General features: G+C 71.2%; 24 protein-coding genes. 4 read left to right on the forward strand and 20 right to left on the reverse strand.

Annotated elements, in window-relative coordinates:
- Window positions 1-31 precede the first annotated feature (31 nt).
- From HG542_RS21035 to HG542_RS21045, 3 genes are read right to left on the reverse strand one after another with little or no spacing between them, the layout of a single operon-like run.
- Window positions 32-1,009 (reverse strand): ABC transporter substrate-binding protein, encoded by a 978-nt coding sequence (locus HG542_RS21035; protein WP_171083727.1) that lies wholly within the window; start codon window positions 1,007-1,009, stop codon window positions 32-34.
- Window positions 1,006-1,701, reverse strand: a complete 696-nt coding sequence (locus HG542_RS21040) for an ABC transporter permease (protein ID WP_171083729.1) — start codon at window positions 1,699-1,701, stop codon at window positions 1,006-1,008. Before HG542_RS21040 ends, HG542_RS21035 begins: the two co-directional genes overlap by 4 nt.
- Entirely contained in the window at window positions 1,701-2,426 is a 726-nt protein-coding gene (locus tag HG542_RS21045; RefSeq protein ID WP_171083730.1) for an ABC transporter permease, read from the reverse strand. Before HG542_RS21045 ends, HG542_RS21040 begins: the two co-directional genes overlap by 1 nt.
- Before the next feature lie 129 nt (window positions 2,427-2,555).
- Here HG542_RS21045 and HG542_RS21050 point away from each other — a divergent pair, with 129 nt between their 5' ends.
- Window positions 2,556-3,731, forward strand: a complete 1,176-nt coding sequence (locus tag HG542_RS21050) for an ABC transporter ATP-binding protein (protein WP_171083731.1) — start codon at window positions 2,556-2,558, stop codon at window positions 3,729-3,731.
- Between the two features lie 68 nt (window positions 3,732-3,799).
- On the opposite strand, the gene HG542_RS21055 is transcribed toward HG542_RS21050, so the two are convergent.
- The 6 genes from HG542_RS21055 to HG542_RS21080 all read right to left on the reverse strand — a co-directional run bounded on the left by HG542_RS21055 (window position 3,800) and on the right by HG542_RS21080 (window position 8,892).
- Window positions 3,800-4,291 carry a DUF3180 domain-containing protein gene (locus tag HG542_RS21055; RefSeq protein WP_171083732.1) on the reverse strand — a complete coding sequence of 164 codons (492 nt, stop codon included), beginning with the start codon at window positions 4,289-4,291 and terminating at the stop codon, window positions 3,800-3,802.
- A 62-nt stretch (window positions 4,292-4,353) separates the two neighbouring features.
- A complete protein-coding gene (folK, locus tag HG542_RS21060) occupies window positions 4,354-4,947 on the reverse strand; it encodes a 2-amino-4-hydroxy-6-hydroxymethyldihydropteridine diphosphokinase (protein ID WP_171083733.1) in 594 nt (197 codons plus the stop codon).
- The gene (gene folB / locus HG542_RS21065) at window positions 4,944-5,303 is read right to left on the reverse strand and encodes a dihydroneopterin aldolase (protein WP_227723075.1); all 360 of its coding nucleotides are present in this window, start codon (window positions 5,301-5,303) and stop codon (window positions 4,944-4,946) included. The genes folK and folB overlap by 4 nt, the downstream gene beginning before the upstream one ends.
- Before the next feature lie 282 nt (window positions 5,304-5,585).
- Entirely contained in the window at window positions 5,586-6,065 is a 480-nt protein-coding gene (locus tag HG542_RS21070) for a nuclear transport factor 2 family protein (protein WP_171083736.1), read from the reverse strand.
- Window positions 6,062-6,925, reverse strand: coding sequence for a dihydropteroate synthase (folP, locus tag HG542_RS21075; RefSeq protein ID WP_171083738.1), 864 nt, complete (start codon window positions 6,923-6,925; stop codon window positions 6,062-6,064). The genes HG542_RS21070 and folP overlap by 4 nt, the downstream gene beginning before the upstream one ends.
- 116 nt (window positions 6,926-7,041) lie before the next feature.
- Window positions 7,042-8,892 carry a phosphatidylglycerol lysyltransferase domain-containing protein gene (locus HG542_RS21080; protein ID WP_171083740.1) on the reverse strand — a complete coding sequence of 617 codons (1,851 nt, stop codon included), beginning with the start codon at window positions 8,890-8,892 and terminating at the stop codon, window positions 7,042-7,044.
- 180 nt (window positions 8,893-9,072) lie between these two features.
- Between HG542_RS21080 and HG542_RS21085 the strand changes: the two genes are divergently transcribed.
- Window positions 9,073-10,182, forward strand: coding sequence for an alpha/beta hydrolase (locus HG542_RS21085; RefSeq protein WP_171083742.1), 1,110 nt, complete (start codon window positions 9,073-9,075; stop codon window positions 10,180-10,182).
- A gap of 39 nt (window positions 10,183-10,221) precedes the next feature.
- Here HG542_RS21085 and folE read toward each other — a convergent pair whose 3' ends face one another.
- From folE to dacB, 6 genes are all read right to left on the reverse strand, one after another.
- Entirely contained in the window at window positions 10,222-10,833 is a 612-nt protein-coding gene (folE, locus tag HG542_RS21090) for a GTP cyclohydrolase I FolE (RefSeq protein WP_171083744.1), read from the reverse strand.
- 144 nt (window positions 10,834-10,977) lie between these two features.
- Window positions 10,978-12,984 (reverse strand): ATP-dependent zinc metalloprotease FtsH, encoded by a 2,007-nt coding sequence (gene ftsH, locus HG542_RS21095; protein ID WP_171083876.1) that lies wholly within the window; start codon window positions 12,982-12,984, stop codon window positions 10,978-10,980.
- A gap of 257 nt (window positions 12,985-13,241) precedes the next feature.
- Entirely contained in the window at window positions 13,242-13,781 is a 540-nt protein-coding gene (hpt, locus tag HG542_RS21100) for a hypoxanthine phosphoribosyltransferase (protein WP_171083878.1), read from the reverse strand.
- Between the two features lie 92 nt (window positions 13,782-13,873).
- Window positions 13,874-14,896, reverse strand: coding sequence for a tRNA lysidine(34) synthetase TilS (gene tilS, locus HG542_RS21105; RefSeq protein WP_171083749.1), 1,023 nt, complete (start codon window positions 14,894-14,896; stop codon window positions 13,874-13,876).
- A 200-nt stretch (window positions 14,897-15,096) separates the two neighbouring features.
- A complete protein-coding gene (locus HG542_RS21110) occupies window positions 15,097-16,230 on the reverse strand; it encodes a zinc-dependent metalloprotease (RefSeq protein ID WP_171083751.1) in 1,134 nt (377 codons plus the stop codon).
- Window positions 16,231-16,301: 71 nt separating this feature from the next.
- Complete coding sequence (gene dacB, locus HG542_RS21115) at window positions 16,302-17,768, reverse strand: D-alanyl-D-alanine carboxypeptidase/D-alanyl-D-alanine endopeptidase (protein WP_171083753.1); 1,467 nt, start codon at window positions 17,766-17,768, stop codon at window positions 16,302-16,304.
- Window positions 17,769-17,859: 91 nt separating this feature from the next.
- Here dacB and HG542_RS21120 point away from each other — a divergent pair, with 91 nt between their 5' ends.
- On the forward strand, window positions 17,860-18,357 hold the full coding sequence (locus HG542_RS21120) for an inorganic diphosphatase (protein ID WP_171083755.1): 498 nt from the start codon (window positions 17,860-17,862) through the stop codon (window positions 18,355-18,357).
- A gap of 259 nt (window positions 18,358-18,616) precedes the next feature.
- On the opposite strand, the gene HG542_RS21125 is transcribed toward HG542_RS21120, so the two are convergent.
- Window positions 18,617-20,299 carry a threonine/serine exporter family protein gene (locus HG542_RS21125; protein ID WP_171083757.1) on the reverse strand — a complete coding sequence of 561 codons (1,683 nt, stop codon included), beginning with the start codon at window positions 20,297-20,299 and terminating at the stop codon, window positions 18,617-18,619.
- Window positions 20,300-20,404: 105 nt separating this feature from the next.
- Window positions 20,405-21,097, reverse strand: a complete 693-nt coding sequence (locus HG542_RS21130; RefSeq protein WP_171083759.1) for a DedA family protein — start codon at window positions 21,095-21,097, stop codon at window positions 20,405-20,407.
- A gap of 214 nt (window positions 21,098-21,311) precedes the next feature.
- Here HG542_RS21130 and HG542_RS21135 point away from each other — a divergent pair, with 214 nt between their 5' ends.
- Complete coding sequence (locus HG542_RS21135; protein WP_171083761.1) at window positions 21,312-21,680, forward strand: YbjQ family protein; 369 nt, start codon at window positions 21,312-21,314, stop codon at window positions 21,678-21,680.
- Window positions 21,681-21,750: 70 nt separating this feature from the next.
- On the opposite strand, the gene HG542_RS21140 is transcribed toward HG542_RS21135, so the two are convergent.
- The 3 genes from HG542_RS21140 to HG542_RS21150 all read right to left on the reverse strand — a co-directional run bounded on the left by HG542_RS21140 (window position 21,751) and on the right by HG542_RS21150 (window position 23,753).
- Window positions 21,751-22,416 (reverse strand): hypothetical protein, encoded by a 666-nt coding sequence (locus HG542_RS21140; protein WP_171083763.1) that lies wholly within the window; start codon window positions 22,414-22,416, stop codon window positions 21,751-21,753.
- Between the two features lie 172 nt (window positions 22,417-22,588).
- Complete coding sequence (locus HG542_RS21145; RefSeq protein WP_171083765.1) at window positions 22,589-23,146, reverse strand: PadR family transcriptional regulator; 558 nt, start codon at window positions 23,144-23,146, stop codon at window positions 22,589-22,591.
- A gap of 64 nt (window positions 23,147-23,210) precedes the next feature.
- Window positions 23,211-23,753 carry a DinB family protein gene (locus tag HG542_RS21150; protein ID WP_171083767.1) on the reverse strand — a complete coding sequence of 181 codons (543 nt, stop codon included), beginning with the start codon at window positions 23,751-23,753 and terminating at the stop codon, window positions 23,211-23,213.
- Window positions 23,754-23,851: the final 98 nt, after the last annotated feature.

The following is a 23,851-nucleotide window of genomic DNA, read 5'->3' on the forward strand; positions in this document are numbered from 1 at the left end:
CTTCCCTTGATCTTACTTCTCCCCTACTCCGTCACTTGGCCACCAGGCCCTTGTCCTTGAGGTACTTCGCAGCGACTTCCGCGGGCTTGAGCCGCTCGGCGTCGACCTTCTTGTCGAGTTCGGTCAGATCGGCCGTGGTCAGCACCCTGGTGAGCTTGGTCAGCGCTTCCTCGATCTTCTGCGAACCCGCCTTCCGGTTATTCACCACCGGCAGGACGTTGTCGGAGTTCTGGAGCTTCTTGTCGTCCGCGAGCAGCACCAGGCCGAACTGTTCGAGCGTGGCGTCCGTGGTCGTGGTCAGCAGCAGCTGGTCCTTGCCGTCCCTGACCGCCTGCTTGGCCTGGGTGCTGCCGACCTCCAGCGGGTCGATGCCGGTGACCTTGATCCCATAGGTCTTCTCCAGGCCCGGCCGGCAGAAGGGCCGCTGGGAGCATTCGTCACCGGCCGCGATGTGTACCGCCTCCCCCGACTTTCCAAGATCGGAAAGCGTCTTGAGGTGGTGCTTTTCCGCGAACTCGGCCGTGACGGCGAAGGCGTTCTGATCGACCGCCCGGCCCGGGTCGAGCACCTTGAGACCGCGCGGTTCGGCAAGTTTCCGCAGGGCCTTCACCGTCGCATCGGCATCGGGGGAGGCGACCGCGGGGGCGTCCTTGCCGTTCTGCTTCTTGTTCAGGAATTCCGTGAGCGTCGCCGCATACTCCGGGACCACATCGATCTGCCCCTTCTCCAGCGCCGGTTCATACAGCTCACGCGCATCGACGGTCTTGATCGAAGTCGAATATCCGGCGTCCTTCAGCAGCCCCGCGTATATCTCCGCGAGCACCTTGGACTCGGTGAACGACGCCGATCCGATCACCAGCGAGCCCGCACCCCCGCCGGAGCCGCCGCCCTCGCCGGACTTCTCCAGGCTGTTGCCGCCGCACGCGGCGAGCCCGGCCGTCAGGGCCACGGCGCATATCGCCGCCGGCAGGGCGCGGGCGGTCCGCGCCCTGCGCGGGGTCCTGGTCATGCGTACTCCATTCCGTCGGGGCGGCCGCGGCGCCGGCGCAGCGGGTCCAGCCCTCGCTGCGCGAGGACGAAGGCGCCCTCGACCAGCAGGGCCAGCACGGCCACGAGCAGGGCGCCCGCCACCACCTGTGCAGTGTCTGTGAGCCGGAAACCGGCGGTGATGATGCGCCCGAGGCCGCCGCCCCCGGGCAGCGCGGCCAGTGTCGTCGTGGCCACGACCTGGACGGCTGCGGAACGGATGCCGGTGACGATGAACGGGAAGGCCAGCGGCAGTTCGACCCGGGCCACTATCTGACGCCCCGTCATACCCATGCCGCGGGCGGCCTCCACCACGCCGCGGTCGACTTCGCGCATGCCCACATAGGCGTTGGTGAGCAACGGCGGTATCGCGAAGAGGACCAGCGCGATGACGGTGGGCCAGGACCCGTGCGTACCCAGCGGGCTGAGCAGCAACAGCACCAGCACCGCGAACGTCGGCACCGCGCGCCCCGCGTTGGAGATGTTCACCGCCAACGCCCCGCCGCGGCCGAGGTGGCCGAGCAGCACGGCCACCGGCAGCGCGACCGCACACGAGATCAACAGGCAGGCGACGGTGAGGAAGAGGTGCTGGCCGAGCCGGTGCCACACGCCCTCCGCGCCCGTCCAGTGGGAGCCGGTGGACAGCCAGGTCCAGGTCCGGGAGACGACGTCCATCAGGCCGCCACCGCCTCGGTGCCGGCGGGCCGTCCTGCACGGCGGCCCGCACTCCTGCGCGTGCGCGTCCACGGCGTCAACAGCCGCTGTATCAGGAGCAACAGGACATCCGCCCCGACGGCGAGTACCACGCACAGCACCGAGGCCGTGAGCACCTGTGCCTTGAAATAGCTGCGCATGCCTTCGTAGATGAGATTCCCCAGGCCGCCGTAACCGATGATCGCGCCCACCGTGGTGAGCGAGACGGTGGAGACCGTGGCGATCCGCAGACCGGCCATCAACGCGGGCAGGGCCAGCGGGAGTTCGACGCCGAACAGCAGCCGGACCGGCCCGTAGCCCATGCCGCGCGCCGCCTCGCGGGCCTCCTCCGGGACGGCGGCGAGGCCGGCCAGGATGTTGCGCACGAGGATCGTCAGCGAATACAGCACCAGGCCCGTCACCACGACGGCCGCCGACAGCCCGAACACCGGCACCAGCAGCGAGAACATCGCCAGCGACGGCACCGTGTAGAGCACCGTGGTCAGCCCGAGGACCGGGCCCGCCACACTGCGCCATCTGCGCGCCAGCAGGGCCAGCGGAAGGGCGACCAGCAGCCCCAGCACGACCGATGCCACCGTGATGCCGATGTGCTGCAGCACGGCATCCGTGAGCTCCTGCCCCCGCGTCCGCACGTACTCACCGCAGATCCAGTCGTTGCTGATCAAGCAGTTCCCGTTCGCCGCCATGCGTGCGCCCACCTCCCCCTCGGCATTCACCGTCGGTCACTGGCGACCCTAACCCCAGGCACCGACAATCGCCTCCGGCGAGGCCTCCTGCCATCCGGCAGCAACATTGTTCGACCACAATGGGGTGTCATGATCCGCTTCGAGCACGTGACCAAACGCTTCGCCGACGGCACGACCGCCGTGGACGACTTGTCCTTCGAGGTGGCGGAGGGCGAGCTCGTCACGCTCGTCGGGCCGTCGGGGTGCGGCAAGACCACCACGATGAAGATGGTCAACCGGCTGATCGAGCCCACCAGCGGCCGCATCCTGGTGAACGGCGAGGACATCGCGGCCGTCGACCCCGTCGAGCTGCGCCGCCGCATCGGCTACGTCATCCAGCAGGTGGGCCTCTTCCCGCACAAGACGGTGCTGGAGAACACGGCCACCGTGCCGCATCTGCTGGGCTGGCAGCGCAGGAAGGCCCGCGACCGCGCGGCGGAGCTGCTCGACCTGGTCGGCCTCGACCCGGCCGTCTACGGCGACCGCTATCCCGACCAGCTCTCCGGCGGCCAGCGCCAGCGCGTCGGAGTGGCCCGGGCCCTGGCGGCGGACCCGCCCGTCCTCCTGATGGACGAGCCCTTCGGCGCCGTCGACCCCGTGGTGCGCGAACGGCTGCAGAACGAATTCCTGCGGCTGCAGTCGCAGGTGCGCAAGACGGTGCTCTTCGTCACCCACGACATCGAGGAGGCCGTCCGGCTGGGCGACCGCATCGCGGTGTACGGGAACGGGCGCATCGAACAGTTCGACGCACCGGCCGCGGTGCTGGGCACGCCGGCCACGCCGTACGTGGCCGACTTCGTCGGCGCGGACCGCGGGCTCAAGCGGCTCTCCGTCACCGTGATCGAGCCGGGCGACCTGGAGCAGCCGCCCGTGGTGCACCTGGACGACCGGCTCCCCGAGGCCGCGGAACGGCTCGCGCGCGAGGGCGCGCGGTGGGCGGTGGTCCTGGACGACGCGGACCACCTGCACGGATGGGTGGACGCGGCGGCGCTGCGCGCCGGGAGCGCCGGGGGCGGGGCGGTGCGGGACCATGCGCGGCGCATGGACGCGTGGCTGCCGGTGGGGGCCTCGCTCAAGCAGGCGTTCAGCACGATGCTGCAGCACGACGCCGGGTGGATCGCCGTGCTGGGCGGGGACGCCGACGATCACTTCCTGGGGGTGCTCACGCCGGCCGGGCTGCACGAGGCGCTGCGGCGGTCGATCGGGGCCGATGCGGTGGGCGCTGCGCGCAGCGAGGTGGAGGTTGCCACCGTTTCGGGGTCGTAGGTTCGTCGGCCGGGTGCGGGCCGGCTGTGGCTGATCGCGCAGTTCCCCGCGCCCCTTTCAGGGGCGCGCTACGCCTGGGTCGCGCCCCCGTTGCCGCCTTCGTCCTCGTCCTCCGGGAGTTTGCAGACACGTTCCATGAAGAACGCCGCCGCTATCACGCACGCGCCCGCCAGGACCGAGGCTCCGGCGTAGATCGCCTGGTCGCGGCGGGCCGGGGCCTGGACGCCGTCGATGAGGAGGAAGGCGCCCACACCGCCGTACATGCCGGCCACCAGGGCCGCGACCAGGGCGCTCGCCTGGCCGAAGACGACCGCGCGGGCGGCCACCAGCGGGTCGACGCCCTTGGCGCCGGGGCGCCGCTCGCGCTGCGCCCGCAACCGGGCGCGCAGCGAGAGGGCCGTCGCCGCGAGGGTCACGGCGATGACCGCGAGGACGATCGGGGCCGCCACCGGCACGCTCGGCAGCGTGCCGAAGGCGTCCCACAGCCGGGCGCCGCCCCAGGAGACCACCCCGGCCACGACGAACAGGCCGGCCAGCACCCCGATCCGCAGCTGCTTCACCTGTTCGTCGCCCCTCGTCGTCCTTCGTTCTCATGCATGGGATGAACCACCCCGCCCAACGGTCAGTCGGGCAGTCGGAGTTCCAGGTCGGCCCGCGGCTCGACGCCCTCGCGGCCGAGCGCGTCCAGCAGTTCGGCCACCCGGCCACGGCCCGGGACAACAGCTTCCGGATCCACGTCGTACCACGGCGCCAGCACGAAGGCACGTTCGTGCGCGCGCGGATGGGGCAGTGTCAGCCGGGGGTCGTCGGAGACGACGTCCTGGTAGGTGACGATGTCGACGTCGATCGTGCGCGGGCCCCAGCGCTCGTCGCGCACGCGCTCGAAGGCCTCCTCGATGGCGTGGCCGCGCTCCAGCAGGGAATCCGGCGGGAGCGTCGTCTTCACCAGGACGACCGCGTTGTAGTAGGACGGCTGCGAGCCCGGGGTCACGCCCCAGGGCTCCGTCTCGTAGACCGGGGACACCGCCTTCACCCGCAGGCCCGGGGTGTCCTCCAGGGCGTCCACCGCGCCCTGCAGGGTCTCCAGGCGGTTGCCCAGATTGCTGCCGAGGGAGATCACGGCCCACTTGGGGTTGCTCAACGTGACATCGGCGGCGTCCACCTGCTCCACCACGGAGGCGGGCACCGGCTGCACGGTCGGGTCGCTGCTGCTCATACTCGGCTCCGGGTGATCGTGACCGTCACATCGTCGAAGGGCACGGTGATCGGGGCATCGGGCTTGTGCACGACGACCTCCACCTCCCGCACCGGTTCGTGCTTGAGGCACTGCTGGGCGATCCGCTCGGCGAGCGTCTCGATGAGGTCGACCGGCTCTCCCTCGACGATCGCGGCGACCTCCTCCGCCACGATGCCGTAGTGGACCGTCTTCGTGAGGTCGTCGGAGGCCGCGGCGGGCCGGGTGTCCAGGCTCAGCACCAGGTCCACGATGAAGGTCTGGCCCTCCTCGCGTTCACGGGGGAAGACCCCGTGGTGGCCGCGAGCCTTCAAGCCGCGCAGCGCGACACGATCCACACGAATCACTCCTGCTGGTCGTCGGGACGGGGTGCGTCCCATCCCCTCGGGCCGGGTCGCCCACTTCGAATCTACCTGCGAGCACCGACAGCGCTCGCCCACGGGGGCTATGGACAAGGAGTGCGCGCGGTGCTAGCCGACTCCCGCCGCGCTTACCCGGAGGCCCCGTGATCCACCCTTACCCGGCCCCCATACAGCTCGAACGAGTGATCACATATCCCTCACACTGACGCCCCGAACATGCCTCGAACATGCCCCGGACGCCCCCCGGGCCGTTCCGCGTCAGGCTGCCGACGGCCCCGGGCCCTCGCCCTCCTCCGGCTCCTCCTCGTCCTCGCTCGCCAGGACCGGCGAGCCGTGGTGGGACCAGATCCGCCACCCGTCGCCGCTGCGCCGGAACACATTGGTCGCCACGACCAGCTGGCCCACCAACGGCCCCAGCTCGCCCTCCGACTCGGCCGGGCCGCCGCTGAGGATGTTCTCGGTGCACGTCACCAGCGCCGTGTCGCCGGCCACCGCCACCTCGACATCCGTCAGGAAGAACTGGATGTACTCGGTGCTCGCCATGATCAGCGCGAAAGACCGGAGCACCTCGCTTCGTCCGCGCAGCACCGGCCAGCCCGGGTGCACGCACGACACCTCGACATCCGGGTCGTCCAGCCACATCCGGTCCATGGCCGTCGTGTCGCCGCGCTCCACCGCCTCGTAGAGCGCGGTGTTGGCCCGCTCGACCTGCTCGCTGTCCGTCGGGACCGAGGTCACGCGGCTCCCTCCACGGCCCGTACCACCCGCACGGCGTCCGCGCTGGCCCCGGCCTCGTGCACCCGGACCGCCCAGGCGCCCTCGCGGGCCGCGAGGGCCGAGACCGCGGCGGTCGCGGCGTCCCGCTCCCGGGCGGGCGGCGGATCGCCCGTCTCCCCGGCCAGCACCCGGCCCAGGAAGCGCTTGCGGGACGCGGCCACCAGCATCGGCAGGCCCAGCTCCGCGCGGAGCCGGCCCAGGTGGGCGACGAGCGCCAGGTCGTGCTCGGCGTTCTTGGCGAAGCCCAGCCCGGGGTCCACCACGATCCGGTCCGGCTCGATGCCGCCCGCGACCACCGCGTCCACCCGCTGCCGCAGCTCGGCGAGCACCTCGCCGACCACGTCCCCGTAGACCGCCCGGCAGTTCATGTCCTCGCTGAAGCCCCGCCAGTGCATCACCACGAAGGGCACCCCGGCCGTCGCCACCACCGGCACCATCGCCGGGTCGGCGAGCCCGCCGCTCACGTCGTTGACCAGCACCGCACCGGCCTCGACCGCCGCCTCCGCGACGCTCGCGCGCATGGTGTCCACCGACACCACCACGCCCTCCCCGGCCAGCTCGCGGACCACCGGGACCACCCGGCGCAGCTCCTCCGCCTCGTCGACCCGCACCGCGCCCGGCCGGGTCGACTCGCCGCCCACGTCCACCAGATCGGCGCCGCCCGCCACCAGGTCGAAGCCGCGCTTGACGGCCGCCGCCGGGTCGAACCAGCGCCCGCCGTCCGAGAACGAGTCGGGCGTGACGTTGACCACGCCCATCACCGCACAACGGTCCCACTCGGGCAGTCCGACCGGCCTGCTGCGGCCGTGCAACGTACTCATGCACCCAGCCTAGGGCGTGCCCGGCGGGTCGGTACGGGCCCGGGCCGGACATGCGGAGAGGGCGCCTCCCCCGCTGCCGGGGAAGGCGCCCTCGTCCTGCGTCGTGCGCACGGCCGTCACGCCGCGCGGGTGACCTCCGCCGGGTCGCCGACGTGCGTCTCCAGACCGGACGGCTTCGGCGCGGCCGGGCGGCGGCGCAGCAGCCTCGGCAGCTCCAGGAAGCCCTCGGCCTGCATCATCGCGAAGCCGATGCGGGGCAGGTCGCGGCTGTTGGGGAAGACGATGAAGCGCGGCTCCCAGCGGGGGCGGAACTTCTCGTTGAACTTGTACAGCGACTCGATCTGGAACCAGCGCGAGAGGAACAGCAGCACCGCGCGCTGGATGCGCACGACCGGGCCGGCGCCCAGCTTGCCGCCGCGCTCCAGAGCGGAGCGGAAGAACGCGAAGTTCAGCGACATGCGCTTGATGCCCAGCTCGGGCGCGGCCTGCAGGAACGCCACGATCAGCAGCTCGTTCATGCCCGGGTCCGCGCTGCGGTCACGGCGCATGAGCTCCAGCGAGGAGCCGTCCTTGCCCCACGGCACGTAGTGCTGCATGGCCTTGAGGTCGCCGAAGGGGGCCTCCTCGCCCTCCTCCGGGTCCCGGTGGGCGGTGGCGATGATGGCGTCCAGGTCCTTCGGGTCACCGATCCGGCCCAGCGCCATGGAGAAGCCGCGCTCCTCCTCGGTGTCGCGCCAGGCGTTGGCGGCCTTCTGGACGGTCTCCAGCTCCTCGGCGGAGAGATCGCCGACGCGGCGCACCTTGGTGGTGTAGCCGTTGCGCTCGATGCGCTTGACCATCTGGCGGACGTTGCGCATGGAGCGGCCGCTCAGGCTGAAGTCGGCCACGTCGACGATGGCCTCGTCGCCCATCTCCAGGGCGTCCAGGCCGGTCTCGCGGGTCCAGACCTCGCCGCCGGTCTCGCTGCAGCCGTTGACGGCCGGGGTCCAGGAGTGCTTCTTGGCCAGCTCCATGAACTGCTCGATCGCGCCGGGCCAGGCCTCGACGTCGCCGATGGGGTCGCCGCTGGCGAGCATCACACCGGAGACGACGCGGTAGGAGACGGCGGCCTTGCCGCTCGGGGAGAAGACGACGCTCTTGTCACGGCGCAGCGCGAAGTGGCCGAGCGAGTCGCGGGCGCCGTGCTTGTCCAGCAGCTCGCGCAGCTTGTCCTCGTCGGCGTCGGTCAGCACGGCCGCCGGGTACTCGGGACGGAAGGCCAGGTAGGCGGTGGTGGCGACGGTCACCAGGCCGAGGGCGCCGAGGGAGTAGCCGACGGTGTAGTCGACGTGGTCGGTGTAGCGGATCGAGCCCTCGAAGCCGAAGAGACCCCAGACGACGTGCTCGATCTGCTCCAGAACCGAGGGGTCGCCGACCATCTGGTCCGGGTGCGCGCCGACGATGATCCAGCCGAGGACGAAGCTGACGCCGCCCATGAGGATCAGGTTGGCCACCCACTTCCAGCGGCTGCGCGGGTCCGGCAGCGCTGCGAAGGACTTCTTGTGGCGCAGCAGGTAGATGAACAGCAGAATGGAGAGGACGGCGCCCGGACGGTTGTGGCGGTAGATCAGCTGTGCGGCCGCACCCAGCGGCAGCAGCAGTACGGCCGCCTGCCAGGCACGCTTCTTGGCGCGCTTGAGGCCGTGGGCGAGCATCAACAGCAGAATGCCCACGATGATCGAGCCGGCCGCGGCCAGCTGGGTCACCGTGCCGGGCAGCACCTCGGCAAAGGTGTGCGCCCTGCTCAGACGGAAACGCGGGACGACGCCGGACGCGATGTTCAGCAGGCCGACGAGTGCCGCGACGGTGCCCACGACGGCGGGCACCTTCTCCGGCCTAGGCCCCTTGGCGATACGCGCAAGCCCCGACAGCCACTTGGGTCCCTGAGGAACCTCGTCGGACTTTTTGCCATCTACCCTGACAGACATCTCTTCCCGTCGTCCATGTCGAGTGGGCCTGCGCCATGTGGAGGCTGTGCCCGGACAATGTGCGCCCTGTAGGACGACGGTTTCGGGGCTGAGGTTCCGCCGGGGGCCAAGCCCGGAAAGAAGTAACCATTCCGCGACCCGGGACCGGGTCGCTCGGCAGAAAACGGCAGAAAGCACCTCATGGGTCTCACCAGCATGGCGGTTCTGCTGCTCGCCATCGTGGCAGCAGTACTGCTCTTCGCTCTGACCATCTGGCTCTGGCCCCGCCTGGGCCGGAAGAGCGTCGGAGGCGTCCTGGGCCGGGTCGGCATGTTGCTCGCCACCCAGCTGACCATGTTCGCCGCCATCGGGCTGTGGGCGAACCAGTCGTTCGGCTTCTTCGCCTCCTGGGCCGACCTCTTCGGCCTGGAGAAGGGCGAGGGCGTGGTCGTGGACCACAGCGCCGGCCATACGCCGGTCCAGGTCGTCGGCGTCGCGCAGATCAAGGGCCACGGCACCGTGCCGCGCATCGCGGGCAAGGTCGAGAAGGTCAACATCCGCGGCACCGAGTCCAAGATCAGCAGCCCGGCCTATGTCTACCTGCCGCCGGAGTACTTCCAGCCCCAGTACGCGCACCGGACCTTTCCCGCCTCGGTCGTGCTGACCGGCTTCCCGGGCACCGCGGAGGCGCTCTACAAGGGCCTGCACTACCCGCAGACCGCGCAGAAGCTGGCCAAAGAGAAGAAGATGCAGCCCACCATCCTGGTGATGATGCGGCCGACCGTCGCCCCGCCCCGGGACACGGAGTGCATCGACATACCCAACGGCCCCCAGACCGAGACCTTCTTCACCAAGGACCTGCGCAAGGCGCTGGCCCAGCAGTACCGGATCGGCGACAAGGCCGCCAACTGGGGCATGATCGGCGACTCGACCGGCGGCTACTGCGCGCTGAAGTTCGCCATGCGCCACCCCGACTCCTACGGTGCCGCGGCCGCGCTGTCCGGCTACTACAAGGCCCTCCAGGACCCGACCACCGGTGACCTCTTCGGCGGCAGCAAGAAGCTGGAGAAGGAGAACGACCTGTTCTGGCGGCTGAAGAACGAGCCGCTGCCGCCCGTCTCGCTGCTGGTGACCAGCAGCAAGCAGGGCGAGCACAACTACGAGGACACGATGAAGTTCATCAGCCTGGCGGCCAAGAAGCCGACCCGGGTCTCCTCGATGATCCTTCCCAGCGGCGGCCACAACTTCAACACGTGGCGCCGGGAAATTCCCGGGACGCTGCAGTGGATGGGCAGCCGGCTTTCCGCCTAGCGGCGACCGCAGGTGCGGCGCCCCTCACGGGGCGCCCCCTCAGCGGGCCGGCGACATGATGAGGCTCATCGCCTCGGCGCGCGTCGCGGGGTCGCGCAGCTGGCCCCGGACCGCCGACGTGAGCGTCTTGGCCCCGGGCTTCCGGATGCCCCGCATCGACATGCACATGTGCTCGCACTCGACCACGACGACGACACCGCGCGGTTCGAGGATCTCCATCAGCGAGTCGGCGATCTGCGTCGTCAGCCGCTCCTGCACCTGGGGCCGGCGGGCGTAGACGTCCACCAGCCTGGCCAGCTTCGACAGGCCCGTGATCTTGCCGCTCGACGCCGGGATGTACCCGACGTGCGCCACTCCGTGGAACGGCACCAGGTGGTGCTCGCAGGTGCTGTAGACCTCGATGTCGCGGACCAGCACCAGCTCGTCGTGGCCCAGGTCGAAGGTCGTGGTCAGCACGTCCTGCGGCTCCTGCCACAGCCCGGCGAATATCTCCTTGTACGCGCGTGCCACCCGGGCCGGGGTCTCGCGCAGCCCCTCGCGGTCCGGATCCTCCCCGACCGCGATCAGCAGTTCTCGGACGGCGTTCTCGGCCCGCTTCTCGTCGAATCCGCCGACGGAGTGCTCGGCGTCCAGCGTCACCGGGTCGGTCATGGAGTTGCCTCGTTCTCTCGGTTCTCTACTGCGCGACGACGTGTGCACGCGTGCGGATCGGGAGAAAAGCGCGATGCCGCGCCCCCAAGGCTAAAACCTGGGTGACGCGGCATCCATTCCGGGCCCCGGGGGGGGCCGGGCGGATCAGCCCTCGGTGCCGGGGCCGTCCTGCGGGAGCTCGACCTTCTCCATGGTCACTCCGCCGTTGCTCGGCGCGAGCTCCTTCGGGGAGAGCACCGGCGGGCGGGTGGACGGGGTCCGGCGGGAGGAGCCGGTCCAGGCCGGGCGGGCCGGGCGCTTGACCACGTGCTTGAAGATCTCGGCGATCTCCTCCTTGTTCAGCGTCTCCTTCTCCAGGAGGGCCAGAACCAGGTTGTCGAGCACGTCGCGGTTCTCGACGAGGATCTCCCAGGCCTCGTTGTGCGCGGTCTCGATCAGCTTCTTGACCTCTTCGTCGACCAGCGCCGCGACCTCTTCCGAGTAGTCGCGCTGGTGCGACATCTCACGGCCCAGGAAGGGCTCGGAGTTGTCGGAGCCGAACTTGATCGCGCCGAGGCGCTCGGTCATGCCGTACTGGGTGACCATCGCGCGGGCCGTGGCCGTGGCCTTCTCGATGTCGTTGGCCGCACCCGTGGTCGGGTCGTGGAAGACCAGTTCCTCGGCCGCGCGGCCGCCCAGCATGTAGGCCAGCTGGTCGAGCATCTCGTTGCGCGTGGTCGAGTACTTGTCCTCGTCCGGCAGGACCATGGTGTAGCCCAGCGCACGGCCGCGGGACAGGATGGTGATCTTGTGCACCGGGTCGGAGTTCGGGGAGGCCGCCGCGACCAGGGCGTGACCGCCCTCGTGGTACGCGGTGATCTTCTTCTCCTTGTCCGACATGATCCGGGTCCGCTTCTGCGGGCCGGCCACGACGCGGTCGATCGCCTCGTCCAGCATGTGGTTGTCGATCAGCTTCCGGTCGCTGCGGGCCGTCAGCAGGGCGGCCTCGTTCAGCACGTTCGACAGATCGGCACCGGTGAAGCCGGGGGTACGGCGGGCGACGGCCGCGAGGTCGACGTCCGGGGCGACCGGCTTGCCCTTCTGGTGGACCTTGAGGATCTCCAGACGGCCCTGCATGTCCGGGCGGTCGACGGCGATCTGCCGGTCGAAGCGGCCCGGGCGCAGCAGCGCCGGGTCGAGGATGTCGGGCCGGTTGGTGGCCGCGATCAGGATGACGCCGCCCTTGACGTCGAAGCCGTCCATCTCGACGAGCAGCTGGTTCAGCGTCTGCTCGCGCTCGTCGTGACCGCCGCCGAGGCCCGCGCCGCGGTGCCGGCCGACGGCGTCGATCTCGTCGACGAAGACGATGGCCGGGGCGTTGGCCTTGGCCTGCTCGAACAGGTCACGGACCCGGGAGGCACCCACACCGACGAACATCTCGACGAAGTCGGAGCCGGAGATCGAGTAGAACGGCACGCCCGCCTCGCCGGCGACGGCGCGCGCGAGCAGCGTCTTGCCCGTACCGGGCGGGCCGTAGAGCAGCACACCCTTGGGGATCTTGGCGCCGACGGCCTGGAACTTCGCAGGCTCCTGCAGGAACTCCTTGATCTCGTGGAGCTCCTCGACGGCCTCGTCCGCACCCGCCACGTCGGCGAAGGTGGTCTTCGGGGTGTCCTTGGTGATCAGCTTGGCCTTGGACTTCCCGAAGTTCATCACCCGGGAGCCGCCGCCCTGCATCTGATTCATCAGGAACAGGAACACCACGACGATCAGGACGAAGGGCAGCAGCGAGAGCAGCACACCGATGAACGGGTTCTGCTTCGACGTCGAGACGTTGTACCCGTCGGGCAGCGTCTTCGGGTCGTCGTCATCGGCCTTGGCCTGCAGATCCTTGGAGATCTCGACGCCCTGGTCGCCGATGTAGTTCGCCTGGATCTTGCCGGAGCCCTTGACCTTCACACCGTCTTTGAGCTCGACCTTGATCTTGTTCTCGTCGCCCGTCGTCAGCTCGGCCGACTTCACCTGGTTCTTGTCGATCGCATGGATGACTTGACTGGTGTCCACCGACTTGTAGCCGCCGGACGAGCCGACGACCTGCATCAACACGACCACGGCGAGGACGGCCAGCACGATCCACATGACCGGCCCACGGAAGTAGCGCTTCACGTCCATCCATACGGGGCGCGTGCGCCCCGTCCCTCCTGCCACAGTGAGGCACGGTCATCCCGGTGCGGGATGCCAGTGCGTGCGGTGTCCTGTCGACCTTGAAAGCTTGAAAAGAAAAGACTTACCTTCGGACGGTACCCCAGCATTGTCACCCGATGCCGCCGCAGACGGTCAACAAAGCCGTCCTGCCCTGCTCCAACGGCGGGAACCCGGCAAGGGTTCCCGCAGGCCGTAGGGCCCGGTGCCGCCGGGGCCGTCCGCGTTCAGCCGCCGTAGACGTGCGGCGCGAGCGTGCCCACGAAGGGCAGGTTGCGGTACTTCTCCGCGAAGTCGAGACCATAACCGACGACGAACTCGTTCGGAATGTCGAAGCCGACCCACTTGACGTCGATGGCCACCTTGGCGGCCTCCGGCTTGCGCAGCAGGGTGACGACGTTGAGCGAGGCGGGCTCGCGGGAACCCAGGTTCGACAGCAGCCACGACAGGGTCAGGCCGGAGTCGATGATGTCCTCGACGATCAGGACGTGCTTGCCCTTGATGTCGGTGTCGAGGTCCTTGAGGATGCGCACCACACCGGAGGACTGGGTGCCCGCGCCATAGGAGGACACGGCCATCCAGTCCATGGTGACGGGGTTGGACAGGGCACGCGCCAGGTCCGCCATCACCATCACGGCGCCCTTGAGGACACCGACGATGAGCAGGTCCTTGCCCGCGTACTCCACGTCGATCTTCGCGGCCAGCTCGGCCAGCTTCGCGTCGATCTCTTCCTTGGTGATGAGCACCGACTTCAGGTCGGTGCCCATGTCCTTTTCGTCCACCCGCGCCACTCTCGCTTGGTTAAGGCTCATCTGGCTTCCGGAAGGCCGGCTCCGAGACTCGCTCGGCACCGTTCGGATCAGCCCTGCCGAAGCACCAGTCTGCCACCCTGCCTGCGAACCGCGACGCGCCCGGGCAAGTTGATCGCTCCCTGGCCGCGCCAGCCGGTGATCAGCCGGTCGACTTCCTCGATGTGCCGGGCGAAGAGCGAACCGGCCGGGGAGCCCGCCTCGATGACCGCGCGGCGGATGACCCGGCGGCGGACGGCGGGGGGCAGGGCGAAGAGCTTGGCGACCTCCAGGCCGCCGGAGTCGTCCCGCACGGAGGGCTCCACGGCGGCGGCCCAGGAGTCGAGGGCGTCGGCGTCGTCCCGGGAGAGCTGGGCGGTACGGGCGAGGGCCTCGACGACGCCCTTGCCCAGGGCCTTCTCCAGGACGGGCAGGGCCTCGTGGCGGACCCGGGAGCGGGTGTAGGCGGGGTCGGCGTTGTGCGGGTCGTCCCAGACGGGCAGCGACTGGACCAGGCACGCCTTGCGGGCCGTCTGACGGTCCAGGCCGAGGAAGGGCCGGCGGTAGCGGCCGCCGACGCCGGAGGCGGTGGCCATGCCGGACAGGGAGCGGATGCCGGATCCGCGGGCCAGCCCCAGCAGCACCGTCTCCGCCTGGTCGTCGCGGGTGTGGCCGAGGAGGACGGCGGCGGCGCCGAGGCGGTCGGCGACGGCGTCGAGGGCGGTGTAGCGCGCGTCACGGGCGGCGGCCTCGGGACCGCCGTCCCGGCCGACCGTCACCGCCACGGTCTCCACGGGGTCCAGGCCGAAGGCGGCGAGCCGGATCGCGACCTCCGAGGCCCGGAGGTCGGAACCCTCCTGCAGACCGTGGTCGACGGTCACGCCGCCGGCCCGGATGCCGAGCCGGGGGGCTTCGAAGGCGAGGGCGGAGGCGAGCGCCATGGAGTCGGCGCCGCCGGAGCAGGCGACCAGCACGAGCGGCGGCCGGTCACCGGCGGCGGAGGGGACGGCGGCGGGCGGCGCCAGGGTGAGCACGTCGTGGAGTACGCGGCGAACCGCCAGGCGTATCGCCGCGACCGCGGGGTGTGGACCCATGTCCGTGTGTCCAATCATTCCATTGGAGGGGGGGTGCGGGAGCCGCACGTCTGCAGTACTGGCCCCCGGTTCCGTCACGCTGTGTGCGTCGATGGTGACAGAGATGAGCCTTTACCCGAGCATCGCACGCCCACCCTTGGCACACGGTCCCTCGGACGGGTGATTACGGGAGCGTTCATCCGTCACGGGGCGCGATCGGCTCATCCCTCGGGTTGCCGGTGCACCCGCGCGACCCAGTCCGCCGGTTTGGCGATCTCGGCCTTGGTGGGCAGCGTGTTCGGGGACGTCCACACCCGGTTGAAGCCGTCCATGCCGACCTCGTCCACGACGGCCCGGACGAAACGCTCACCATCACGGTACTGCCGCAGCTTGGCGTCCAGGCCCAGCAGCTTGCGCAGGGCGGCGTCCAGGCGGCCGGCACCGGTGGCCCGGCGCTTCTGGAACTTCTCGCGGATCTCGACGACGGACGGTACGACGCGTGGCCCGACCCCGTCCATCACATAATCGGCGTGCCCCTCCAGCAGCGACATCACCGCCGTCAGACGGCCCAGGATCTCCCGCTGCGCGGGCGTCTGGACCAGCTCCACGATGCTGCGGCCCACGCGGGCCTCCCCGTCCTCCTCCGGCGGCCTGCCGCCCGCCAGCGACTGCACCGCCTCGCGGATCCGCTCCAGCAGTGTGACCGGGTCCACCTCCGTCTCGCCGAGGAACGCCTGGATCTCGCCCTCGATGTGGTCGCGCAGCCAGGGCACCGCCGTGAACTGGGTGCGGTGCGTCTCCTCGTGCAGGCACACCCACAGCCGGAAGTCGTGCGGGTCCACCTCCAGCTCGCGCTCGACCTGGACGATGTTGGGGGCCACCAGCAGCAGCCGGCCGCCGGCCGCCGCGGAGCCCGGCATGTCCCGGGAGGCCGGGGCGAACGTCTCGTACTGGCCCAGCACCCGCGAGGCCAGGAACGACAGCAGCATGCCGAGCTCCACGCCCGTCACCTTGCCGCCGACCGCGCCCAGGACGGCGCCGCCGGGCAGGTTGCCGCGGCGGTCCTGCATCTTGTCCAGCAGGGGGCCCAGGACCGCGCGGAAACCCGCCACGTTGGCCCGGACCCAGCCGGCCCGGTCCACGACCAGGACCGGGGTGTCGGCGCCCTCCCCCGCCGACGTCATCCGCGTGAACTCCCGGACGTGCCGCTCCGAGGCCTTCGCGTGCCGCCGCAGCTCCGCCACGACCTCGCGCGCCTCGTCCCGGCTGACCTCGGGCCCCGGCTTCGCCAGGCGCGTCGCGGTGGCCACCGCGAGCTTCCAGTCGACCATCTCCGCATCACCGATGCTCGTCATGGCTTTCACGGTACGTGCTGCGCGCGGCTCGGGGTGAGGGGTTGCCGCGCCCCTGCGGGGCCGGGCCGCCCTCAGCCCGCGCAGCCGCACCCCGTCAAGGTGGACGCCAGATGGTCCAGGGCGCGCTGGGCCGCGTCCGGGTCCGAGGTGCCGCCCGCCATGAAGGTGAACGCCAGCAGCCGGCCGTCCGCGTCGACGACCGTGCCCGCCAGGGTGTTCACGCCCGTCAGCGTGCCCGTCTTGGCCCGGACCACGCCCTTTCCGTCGCCGGAGGCGTACCGGTCGCGGAGGGTGCCCGTGAAGCCGGCCACGGGGAGGCCGGTGAGGACCGGTCGGAGTTCCGGGTGGGCGGGGTCCGCGGCGCCGGCGAGGATCCGGGAGAGGAGGGCCGCCGGGACCTGGTCCGTGCGGTCCAGGCCGCTGCCGTCCGCGATCCGGGCCCGGCCGGCAGGCAGGCCCAGCTTCCCCAGCCGGTCGGTGACCGCCTTCGCCGCGCCCTCGAAGCTCGCCGGCTGCCCGGAGGCCAGGGCGGTCTGCCGGGCGAGCGCCTCGGCGATGTCGTTGTCGCTGTTGGTCAGCGCCCGTTCGACCAGCGCCGACAGCGGTGCCGAGGAGACGGCCGCGATGCGCTGCGCGGATGCCTCCGCGCGGGCCTCCGCCGGGTCGCTGTCGACCTCGACGCCCCGCTCGTGCAGCAGCTCCGCGAACTTGCGGGCCGCATCGCCCGCCGGGTCCGCCGAGCGCTCCGCAGGGCCCTTGTCCGAGCCGTCCAGGCGGCCCTCGTCCACCATCAGGGCGGTGACGGGAGCGATGTTGTCGTTGGGCCCGATCGGGTGCAGTACGGGCCCGGAGTAGCGCGAGGTGTCGTACGCCAGCTTCGTACGGCTCGTTCCCCGCGCCCTGAGCGCCTTCGCCGTCGCGTCCGCCAGGTCGCGCAGGCTCGCGAACCGCGGTCCCTCGCCCTGCGCGGGGAGCGCCGTCAGCGTCGGGTCGCCGCCGCCCACGAGGACGATGCCGCCGGAACCCGACGCCACCACCGTGGTCTCGATGCGGTGGTCCGGGCCGAGTGCGGAGAGCGCGGCCGCCGCCGTGGCGAGCTTGATCGTGGAGGCGGGGGTGTACGCGGCGTCCTGCCCGGTGCCGTAGAGCTCGTCGCCGGTCTGCACGTCGATGACGGACGCCGCGTGGGCCGACCCGAGCGCGGGGTCCTGGAGCAGCGGTTCCAGGGCCGCGGCGAGCGCCTGCCGGGCGGGCGGCCGGCCCGCGCCGAGCGCCGCCAGCACGGGCGGCGCGGCCGAGAAACCGGAGGCCGGGCTTCCGGCGGCGTGACGCTCGCCACCCGCCCGTACGGCGGCAGCCGCCCGCTCCCGTTCGGCCTTACGCTGGCCCGAGTCCCAGGGACCGGCGGCCGCCACGGCGCCGGTCGCGACCACGAGACCCGCCACGGCGGACGCCGCGACGAACCGGACGGTACGGCGCTGCGCCCGGGGGATGTTCCGCCACCGCCCGGCTTGCCGCCGCAGCACCTCGGGCACCATGGACCAGCCCCTTTCGCCACCACACCACTGCGTGGGGGACACTTAATCACCGCATCACCAGACGTATGTGTTGATCATGAAGGAGCCACCCGTGGAGTTCGACGTCACCATCGAGATCCCGAAGGGTTCGCGGAACAAGTACGAGGTGGACCACGAGACCGGTCGCATCCGTCTGGACCGCCGACTCTTCACCTCGACCAGCTACCCGGCCGACTACGGTTTCGTCGAGAACACCCTCGGCGAGGACGGCGACCCGCTGGACGCCATGGTCATCCTCGACGAGCCGACGTTCCCCGGATGCCTCATCAAGTGCCGCGCCATCGGCATGTTCCGCATGACGGACGAGGCCGGCGGCGACGACAAGCTGCTGTGCGTCCCGGCGAACGACCCGCGCGTGGAGCACCTGCGCGACATCCACCACGTGTCGGAGTTCGACCGCCTGGAGATCCAGCACTTCTTCGAGGTCTACAAGGACCTCGAGCCGGGCAAGTCGGTCGAGGGTGCCGACTGGGTCGGCCGCGCCGAGGCCGAGGCCGAGATCGAGGCCTCCTACAAGCGCCTCGAGGCCGCGGGCGGCGCCCACCACTGATCCTGCGGATGGCTCGGCGGTGCGGTGCGGGGTGACCCCGGGACCGCACCGCCGTCAGTTGCGCCCCGAAGGGGCGCTGGGGGTACCCCCAGCGGTAGCTGGGGGAGGAACTGCGCGAGCAACCACCGACGGCTTGCAGCCGACGTACCACCCCAGGGTCCGGGGCGCAGCCCCCTGGGGGCACCTCCCAGCGTTAGCTGGGGGACTCGACTGCGGGCGCGTCGTGGCTGATCGCGCAGTTCCCCGCGCAGGGGTACCCCTAGAACCCCCGCGTCCGCTTGGCGGCACGCCGACCCGCTCCGGCCCCCGGGATGCGGATGAAGAGGCGGGCCATCTCCGAGCCCAGGTTCACCCCGATCGCGATGGCCAGCGCCAGCGCCGCCGCCTTGGTGAGGCCCGCGATGCCCGTGTTCAGGTCGTTCTTGGCGAAGTTGAGCAGTGCGAAGTACACCGCGCTGCCCGGCAGCAGCGGTCCGATCGCCGCCGTGATGTACGGCAGCGCGGACGCGTACCGGTACCGGGCCATCAGCTGGCCGAAGAGGCCGACCAGTCCGGCCGCCACGGCCGTGGCCGGCACCGTGTCGAGCCGTACGGTGTCCGCCAGCGCCCCGTAGACGACCCATGCGACCCCGCCGTTGAGGGTCGCGTACAGCACGGTGGAACGTTCCTGCTGGAGCAGCAGCGCGAAGGCGAAGCACAGCAGCATGGCCGCGATCGTCTGGACGACCGGCCGTACCTGGCGCTCCAGCGCCGCCTCCGGGTTGAGCGTGGCGCCGCCGATGTGCACGCCCCCGTAGAGCACCATCAGCACGCCGCAGACGATGCCCGCGATGAGGTAGCCGACCTCCAGCAGCCGGGCGGCGGCGGTGATGTAGAAGCCCGTCAGGCCGTCCTGTACGCCCGCCACCAGGGCCCGCCCGGGGATCAGGGCGAAGAGTCCGCCGGTGATCACGGCGGAGGCCTGGACGTGGACGTACGCGTGCGCGGCGCTGAGCGCGACGCCCATCGCGGCGGGCGCCATCGCCGCGGCGACGAACTGGTAGAACTCCGGCAGCCCGCGCCCCGCCGCCAGCCAGGCGAGCCGGTCGCCGAGCATGGCCCCGGCCATCGCCGCGAGGAAGACGACCACACCCCCGCCCACGAGCATGCTCGCCGCCCCGGCGAGCAGCCCCGCGGCGGCGGTCAGCGCCCAGGACGGGTACGGGTGGCGGTTGCGGCGTATCTCGGCGAGGCGCCCGTACGCCTCCTCCAGGGTCAGGCCCGGGCCCGCCGAGGTGATGTCGTGGACGAGCCGGTAGACGGCGGACAGCCGGGTGTAGTCGGTGCCGCGGCGGCGCACGGTGCGGCCGGCGGTCACCGGGTCGTCGACGAGGGACGGCTGGTAGCTGACGGACAGCTGGGTGAAGGTGACGGTCGGCTCGCAGCGGCCGAGCCCGTAGGCGTGCGCGACGCCGTACATCGCGGCCTCCACGTCCTCCGCGCCCTCGCCGCCCGCGAGCAGCAGCTCGCCGATGCGCAGCGTCAGGTCGAGGACGCGGGGGACCGCCGGCCCGGTCTCGTCCTCGGCCTTCTCGACGCGTTCCGGGACCGGCCGTTCCGCCAGCGGCATGCGCAGCATGGTGCGCATCCGGTCCTGCCAGGGCTCCTCCTTGGTGAGGCTGACCCTGGGTATGCCGTAGGGCGGCGTGAAGGCCGGGTACGGGGACGGGGACGTGGCGCCCGCGGGCAGGGTGAAGGCCGAGCCGCCCTCCGGGCGGCTCCCGGAGTCGGGGGCGACGCCCTGCGGGAGGGCGAACTCGGAGGTCGGGTGCTCGTCCTCCGGTGGCGTCGGCAGCGGCACGCCCAGGGGCGGTGTGAAGGCGCTGTGCGCCTCGTCGGATTGCGGTTTGCGGTCCTCTCCCGACGCTCCGTCCGGGTCGCCGCCCCGCTGCCGATCCACCACCGCGCGCTCCTCGTCGTGCCCCTCGGAGTCTCCTGCCCCAGTGCCACGATGCACGATGGTCCGGACGGCCGCTCAACGGGGGGCCGTCTATCCGGAATACGGGGCTCAGCGGCGCGCGTGCCGCCCGCGCTGCACCGGCACCGGGCGCTCCACGCCCTCCCCCGCCTTCTTCGCCTTCGAACGGGCCCGCAGGAACTCGATCGCGATCGGCACCACCGAGATCAGCACGATGGCGACCAGCATCATCTCGATGTTCTTGCGGACGAACTCGACCTGCCCGAGCACGGCGCCCAGCAGCGTCACACCGACGCCCCAGAGCGTGCCGCCGATGATGTTGAAGGTGATGAACGAGCGGTAGTTCATCCTGCTCACGCCGGCGATGATCGGCGTGAAGGTCCGGATGACGGGCACGAAGCGGGCCAGTACGAGCGACTTCGGCCCGTACTTCTCGAAGAATTCGTGCGCCTTCTGGACGTTCTCCTGCTTGAAGATCTTCGAGTCGGGGCGCCGGAAGAGCGCCGGGCCGACCTTGCGGCCGAAGAGGTAGCCCGCCTGGTCGCCGAGGATCGCGGCGAGCGCGACGAGCAGGCAGACCACCCACAGCGGGTACTGGTTCAGCTTGCCCGTGGTGACCAGCAGGCCCGTGGTGAACAGGAGCGAGTCTCCCGGCAGGAAGAAGCCGATGAGCAGGCCCGACTCGGCGAAGACAATGGCCAGGACTCCGAGCAGGCCGAACTGGCCGATCAGGTAGTCCGAGTCCAGCCACTGGGGGCCGAGCGCGAGGGTGGTCGGGGTCACGGGTGACAGGCTCCTGGGTCGAGGGCACAGGCTCGTGCGAGGCCCGGGCACAGGCGGGGGGAGGCGGTGCGGCCACCAAGTATGCAACGGCCCCGTGAACCGCCCGGTTCCGGAGGGCGACCGGGACCGCACCCCCCGTGCCCGGCAACCCTCCGACCTCGGGATGCGTCTCGGTGGTCGACCGGCAAAACTGCACAGACGGAGGTGGGATGCGATGAGCATCAATGAGTTCGGCGGCGGTCAGCAGGAGCAGTCGGATGTGCTCGTGGTGACGACGAACGACGTGCCCGGCTACCGGGTGGAACGGGTCATCGGCGAGGTCTTCGGCCTCACCGTGCGCTCCCGGAACGTCGGCAGCCAGATCGGCGCGGGCCTGAAGTCCCTGATCGGCGGCGAGCTCAAGGGCCTGACCAAGACCCTGGTCGAGACCCGCAACCAGGCCATGGAGCGCCTCGTCGAGCAGGCCCGGGCGCGCGGCGCCAACGCCATCCTGGCGTTCCGCTTCGACGTGACGGAGGCCGCGGACCTCGGCACGGAGGTCTGCGCGTACGGCACGGCCGTGGTGATCGCCCCGCAGCAGTGACCTGCCGGTGAGGGGGCGGTGCGGGGCCTGTCCCCCGCACCGCCCCCTGCTGTGTCAGGAGAAGGCTGTGTCAGGAGAAGGGGACGGCGTCCTTCGCGTCGATGTGCCAGTCGGTCACGACCGGCCTGTCGACGAGGATCGTGCCGACCTTCAGGCTCACCGGGTCCGGGTCCTCGTTGCCCACGGCCACGATGATGCTGTCGAGCTCCTTGCCGTGCTTGGTGTTGGCGGTCTTCGGGTTCACACCCGCGTACACGGTGATGTCCCCCTTCAGCGTCACCGCATCGCCCGCGACCTGCTCTGCCGGGCCCGCCGTGGTCCCGTCCGAGCCGAAGGCGACCGTCGGGAGACCGGCGGGCAGCGTGCAGGTGATGCCCCGGTGGGCCTTGGCGCTGATGAGGATGTAGCCGCCGGCCTGGTCCTCCGAGCGGGTGCTCCAGGTGATGTCCTTCGCACGGCAGACCTTGCCGGGGTGGCCGCTCTTGTCACGATCACCAACCGGTGTGCCGGTGCGCACCTTGTCGTGCCCGGCCGAGGGCTGCGCGGTGCGCGTGCCGCCGCCGTGGGCCGAGGGAGCGGCGGGGGCGGCGGGAGAGGCCGAGGCGGACCCGACCGCGGACGGAGCCGGAGCCGCACCCCCCGCGGCGGAGGCGCCGCCGGCGCAAGCGGCCAGCGACAGCGCCCCGGCGAGCGTGGTGGCGGCGATGGCGGCGGTACGGATGCGGTGCTTGCGCATGGTGATTCGGTTCTCCCGGGAGACGGTACGAGCCGGCCGACCGGCCGGCTGCCCACCACCGTGCGAGCCACGGCCCCGGTCCGGCAACGCTCTGCCGGGAGCACGGGACGAAGGGACAAAAAAGCGCCTCTGACCTGCGGAAACACAACCCCCTGGAACGCTGCTCCGGGACTCACTCCCCCGCCATCACGTACTCCCCCGCCTCCAGCCGCGCGATCAGACCCCGTGTCCAGCGCTCGCCGCTCTCCGCCTGGTGCTCCCACATGCCGCCGATCTCGGCGATGTGGCCCCAGTCCGCGCCCTCGGGCGGGGTCCAGCGGGCGCGGATGTCGGCGCGCCAGGCCTCCAGGGCGGAGACGCGCTGCCGGAGCAGGGAGACGGCCTCGGCGCGCGGGAGGTCGGTGAGGAAGCCGATGCCTGCGGTGAGGACGTCCAGTTGGGGGGCCGCCGAGGTCAGTGCGGCGCGGAGGAGGGCGAGGAACTCCGTCTCGCCCGCCTGCGTCAGTTCGTACTCCGTGCGGGGCGGGCCGCCCGCCTCGCTGGGGGCGGTCTCGTGACCGACCATCAGGCCCTGGCGGGCCATGGACTTCAGGGCGTGGTAGATCGAGCCGGGCTTGGCGTTGGACCACTCGTGGGCGCCCCACGTCTCCAGGTCCGCGCGGACCTGGTAGCCGTGGGCGCGTCCGTGCCGGCGCACTGCGCCCAGGACCAGGAGGCGGATCGCCGACATCGGGTGCGGTCTCCTTGCTGAGGGGAACGGGTGGGCCCGGCCCACCCTTTCACCTCGGGTCGCCTCAGGCCGTCGCGCGTTCCTGGTCCACCAGCTCGAACGCGGTCTTGCCGTCCAGCGATTCGCGGATGACGTCCGCGTGGCCCGCGTGCCGGGCCATCTCCTCGATCAGGTGCAGCAGCAGCCACCGCATCGACACCCGGGTCTGCGGCGGGAACCACGGCCGCTCCGGCAGCGGGAACGTCTGCTCCAGGCCGGGCAGCCCGCGGATGTACTCCTCCACCTCGGCCTGCACCTTCTCCCAGTGCGCGAGCCTTCCGGCCACCGTCTCGCCCTCCACCAGGCGGAAGCTGTCCGGCCAGCTGGACTCGTCGCGCTGGACCTCCGGCGGGAGTTGCTGGGCCAGGCGGAGCCAGTTGTGCTCGACCTCGACGACGTGCTTGAGCAGGCCGCCCAGCGACAGCTCGCTGGCGCTGGGCTTCTGCCGGGCCTGCTCCTCGGTCAGGCCGAGCAGGGCGCGGCGGATGCCGCCGCGCTGCGCCTCCAGGAAGGCGAGCAGGGTGCCGCGCTCGTCGGAAACATCCGGCTCGGTCACAAGTGTGGGCATGAGAACTCTCCTTCGGTCGGCGTCCTCGCGAACGGCTCCAAGGTACGGCCGAACGAGGTCAGTTCCTGTCCTACACACGCACTCGAACGGGAATCCCG

Source organism: Streptomyces morookaense, assembly GCF_013030945.1.
In the GTDB taxonomy this organism is placed as follows: domain Bacteria; phylum Actinomycetota; class Actinomycetes; order Streptomycetales; family Streptomycetaceae; genus Streptomyces; species Streptomyces morookaensis.

Coding starts and splice junctions, on each gene's coding strand:
- HG542_RS21035 (WP_171083727.1), bottom strand. CDS start 1,009: ATGACCAGGACCCCGCGCAGGGCGCGGACCGCCCGCGCCCTGCCGGCG.
- HG542_RS21040 (WP_171083729.1), bottom strand. CDS start 1,701: ATGGACGTCGTCTCCCGGACCTGGACCTGGCTGTCCACCGGCTCCCAC.
- HG542_RS21045 (WP_171083730.1), bottom strand. CDS start 2,426: ATGGCGGCGAACGGGAACTGCTTGATCAGCAACGACTGGATCTGCGGT.
- HG542_RS21050 (WP_171083731.1), top strand. CDS start 2,556: ATGATCCGCTTCGAGCACGTGACCAAACGCTTCGCCGACGGCACGACC.
- folK (WP_171083733.1), bottom strand. CDS start 4,947: ATGAGCAGCAGCGACCCGACCGTGCAGCCGGTGCCCGCCTCCGTGGTG.
- folP (WP_171083738.1), bottom strand. CDS start 6,925: ATGAGTACGTTGCACGGCCGCAGCAGGCCGGTCGGACTGCCCGAGTGG.
- HG542_RS21080 (WP_171083740.1), bottom strand. CDS start 8,892: ATGTCTGTCAGGGTAGATGGCAAAAAGTCCGACGAGGTTCCTCAGGGA.
- HG542_RS21085 (WP_171083742.1), top strand. CDS start 9,073: ATGGGTCTCACCAGCATGGCGGTTCTGCTGCTCGCCATCGTGGCAGCA.
- folE (WP_171083744.1), bottom strand. CDS start 10,833: ATGACCGACCCGGTGACGCTGGACGCCGAGCACTCCGTCGGCGGATTC.
- ftsH (WP_171083876.1), bottom strand. CDS start 12,984: ATGGACGTGAAGCGCTACTTCCGTGGGCCGGTCATGTGGATCGTGCTG.
- hpt (WP_171083878.1), bottom strand. CDS start 13,781: ATGGGCACCGACCTGAAGTCGGTGCTCATCACCAAGGAAGAGATCGAC.
- tilS (WP_171083749.1), bottom strand. CDS start 14,896: ATGGGTCCACACCCCGCGGTCGCGGCGATACGCCTGGCGGTTCGCCGC.
- HG542_RS21110 (WP_171083751.1), bottom strand. CDS start 16,230: ATGACGAGCATCGGTGATGCGGAGATGGTCGACTGGAAGCTCGCGGTG.
- dacB (WP_171083753.1), bottom strand. CDS start 17,768: ATGGTGCCCGAGGTGCTGCGGCGGCAAGCCGGGCGGTGGCGGAACATC.
- HG542_RS21135 (WP_171083761.1), top strand. CDS start 21,312: ATGAGCATCAATGAGTTCGGCGGCGGTCAGCAGGAGCAGTCGGATGTG.
- HG542_RS21140 (WP_171083763.1), bottom strand. CDS start 22,416: ATGCGCAAGCACCGCATCCGTACCGCCGCCATCGCCGCCACCACGCTC.
- HG542_RS21145 (WP_171083765.1), bottom strand. CDS start 23,146: ATGTCGGCGATCCGCCTCCTGGTCCTGGGCGCAGTGCGCCGGCACGGA.
- HG542_RS21150 (WP_171083767.1), bottom strand. CDS start 23,753: ATGCCCACACTTGTGACCGAGCCGGATGTTTCCGACGAGCGCGGCACC.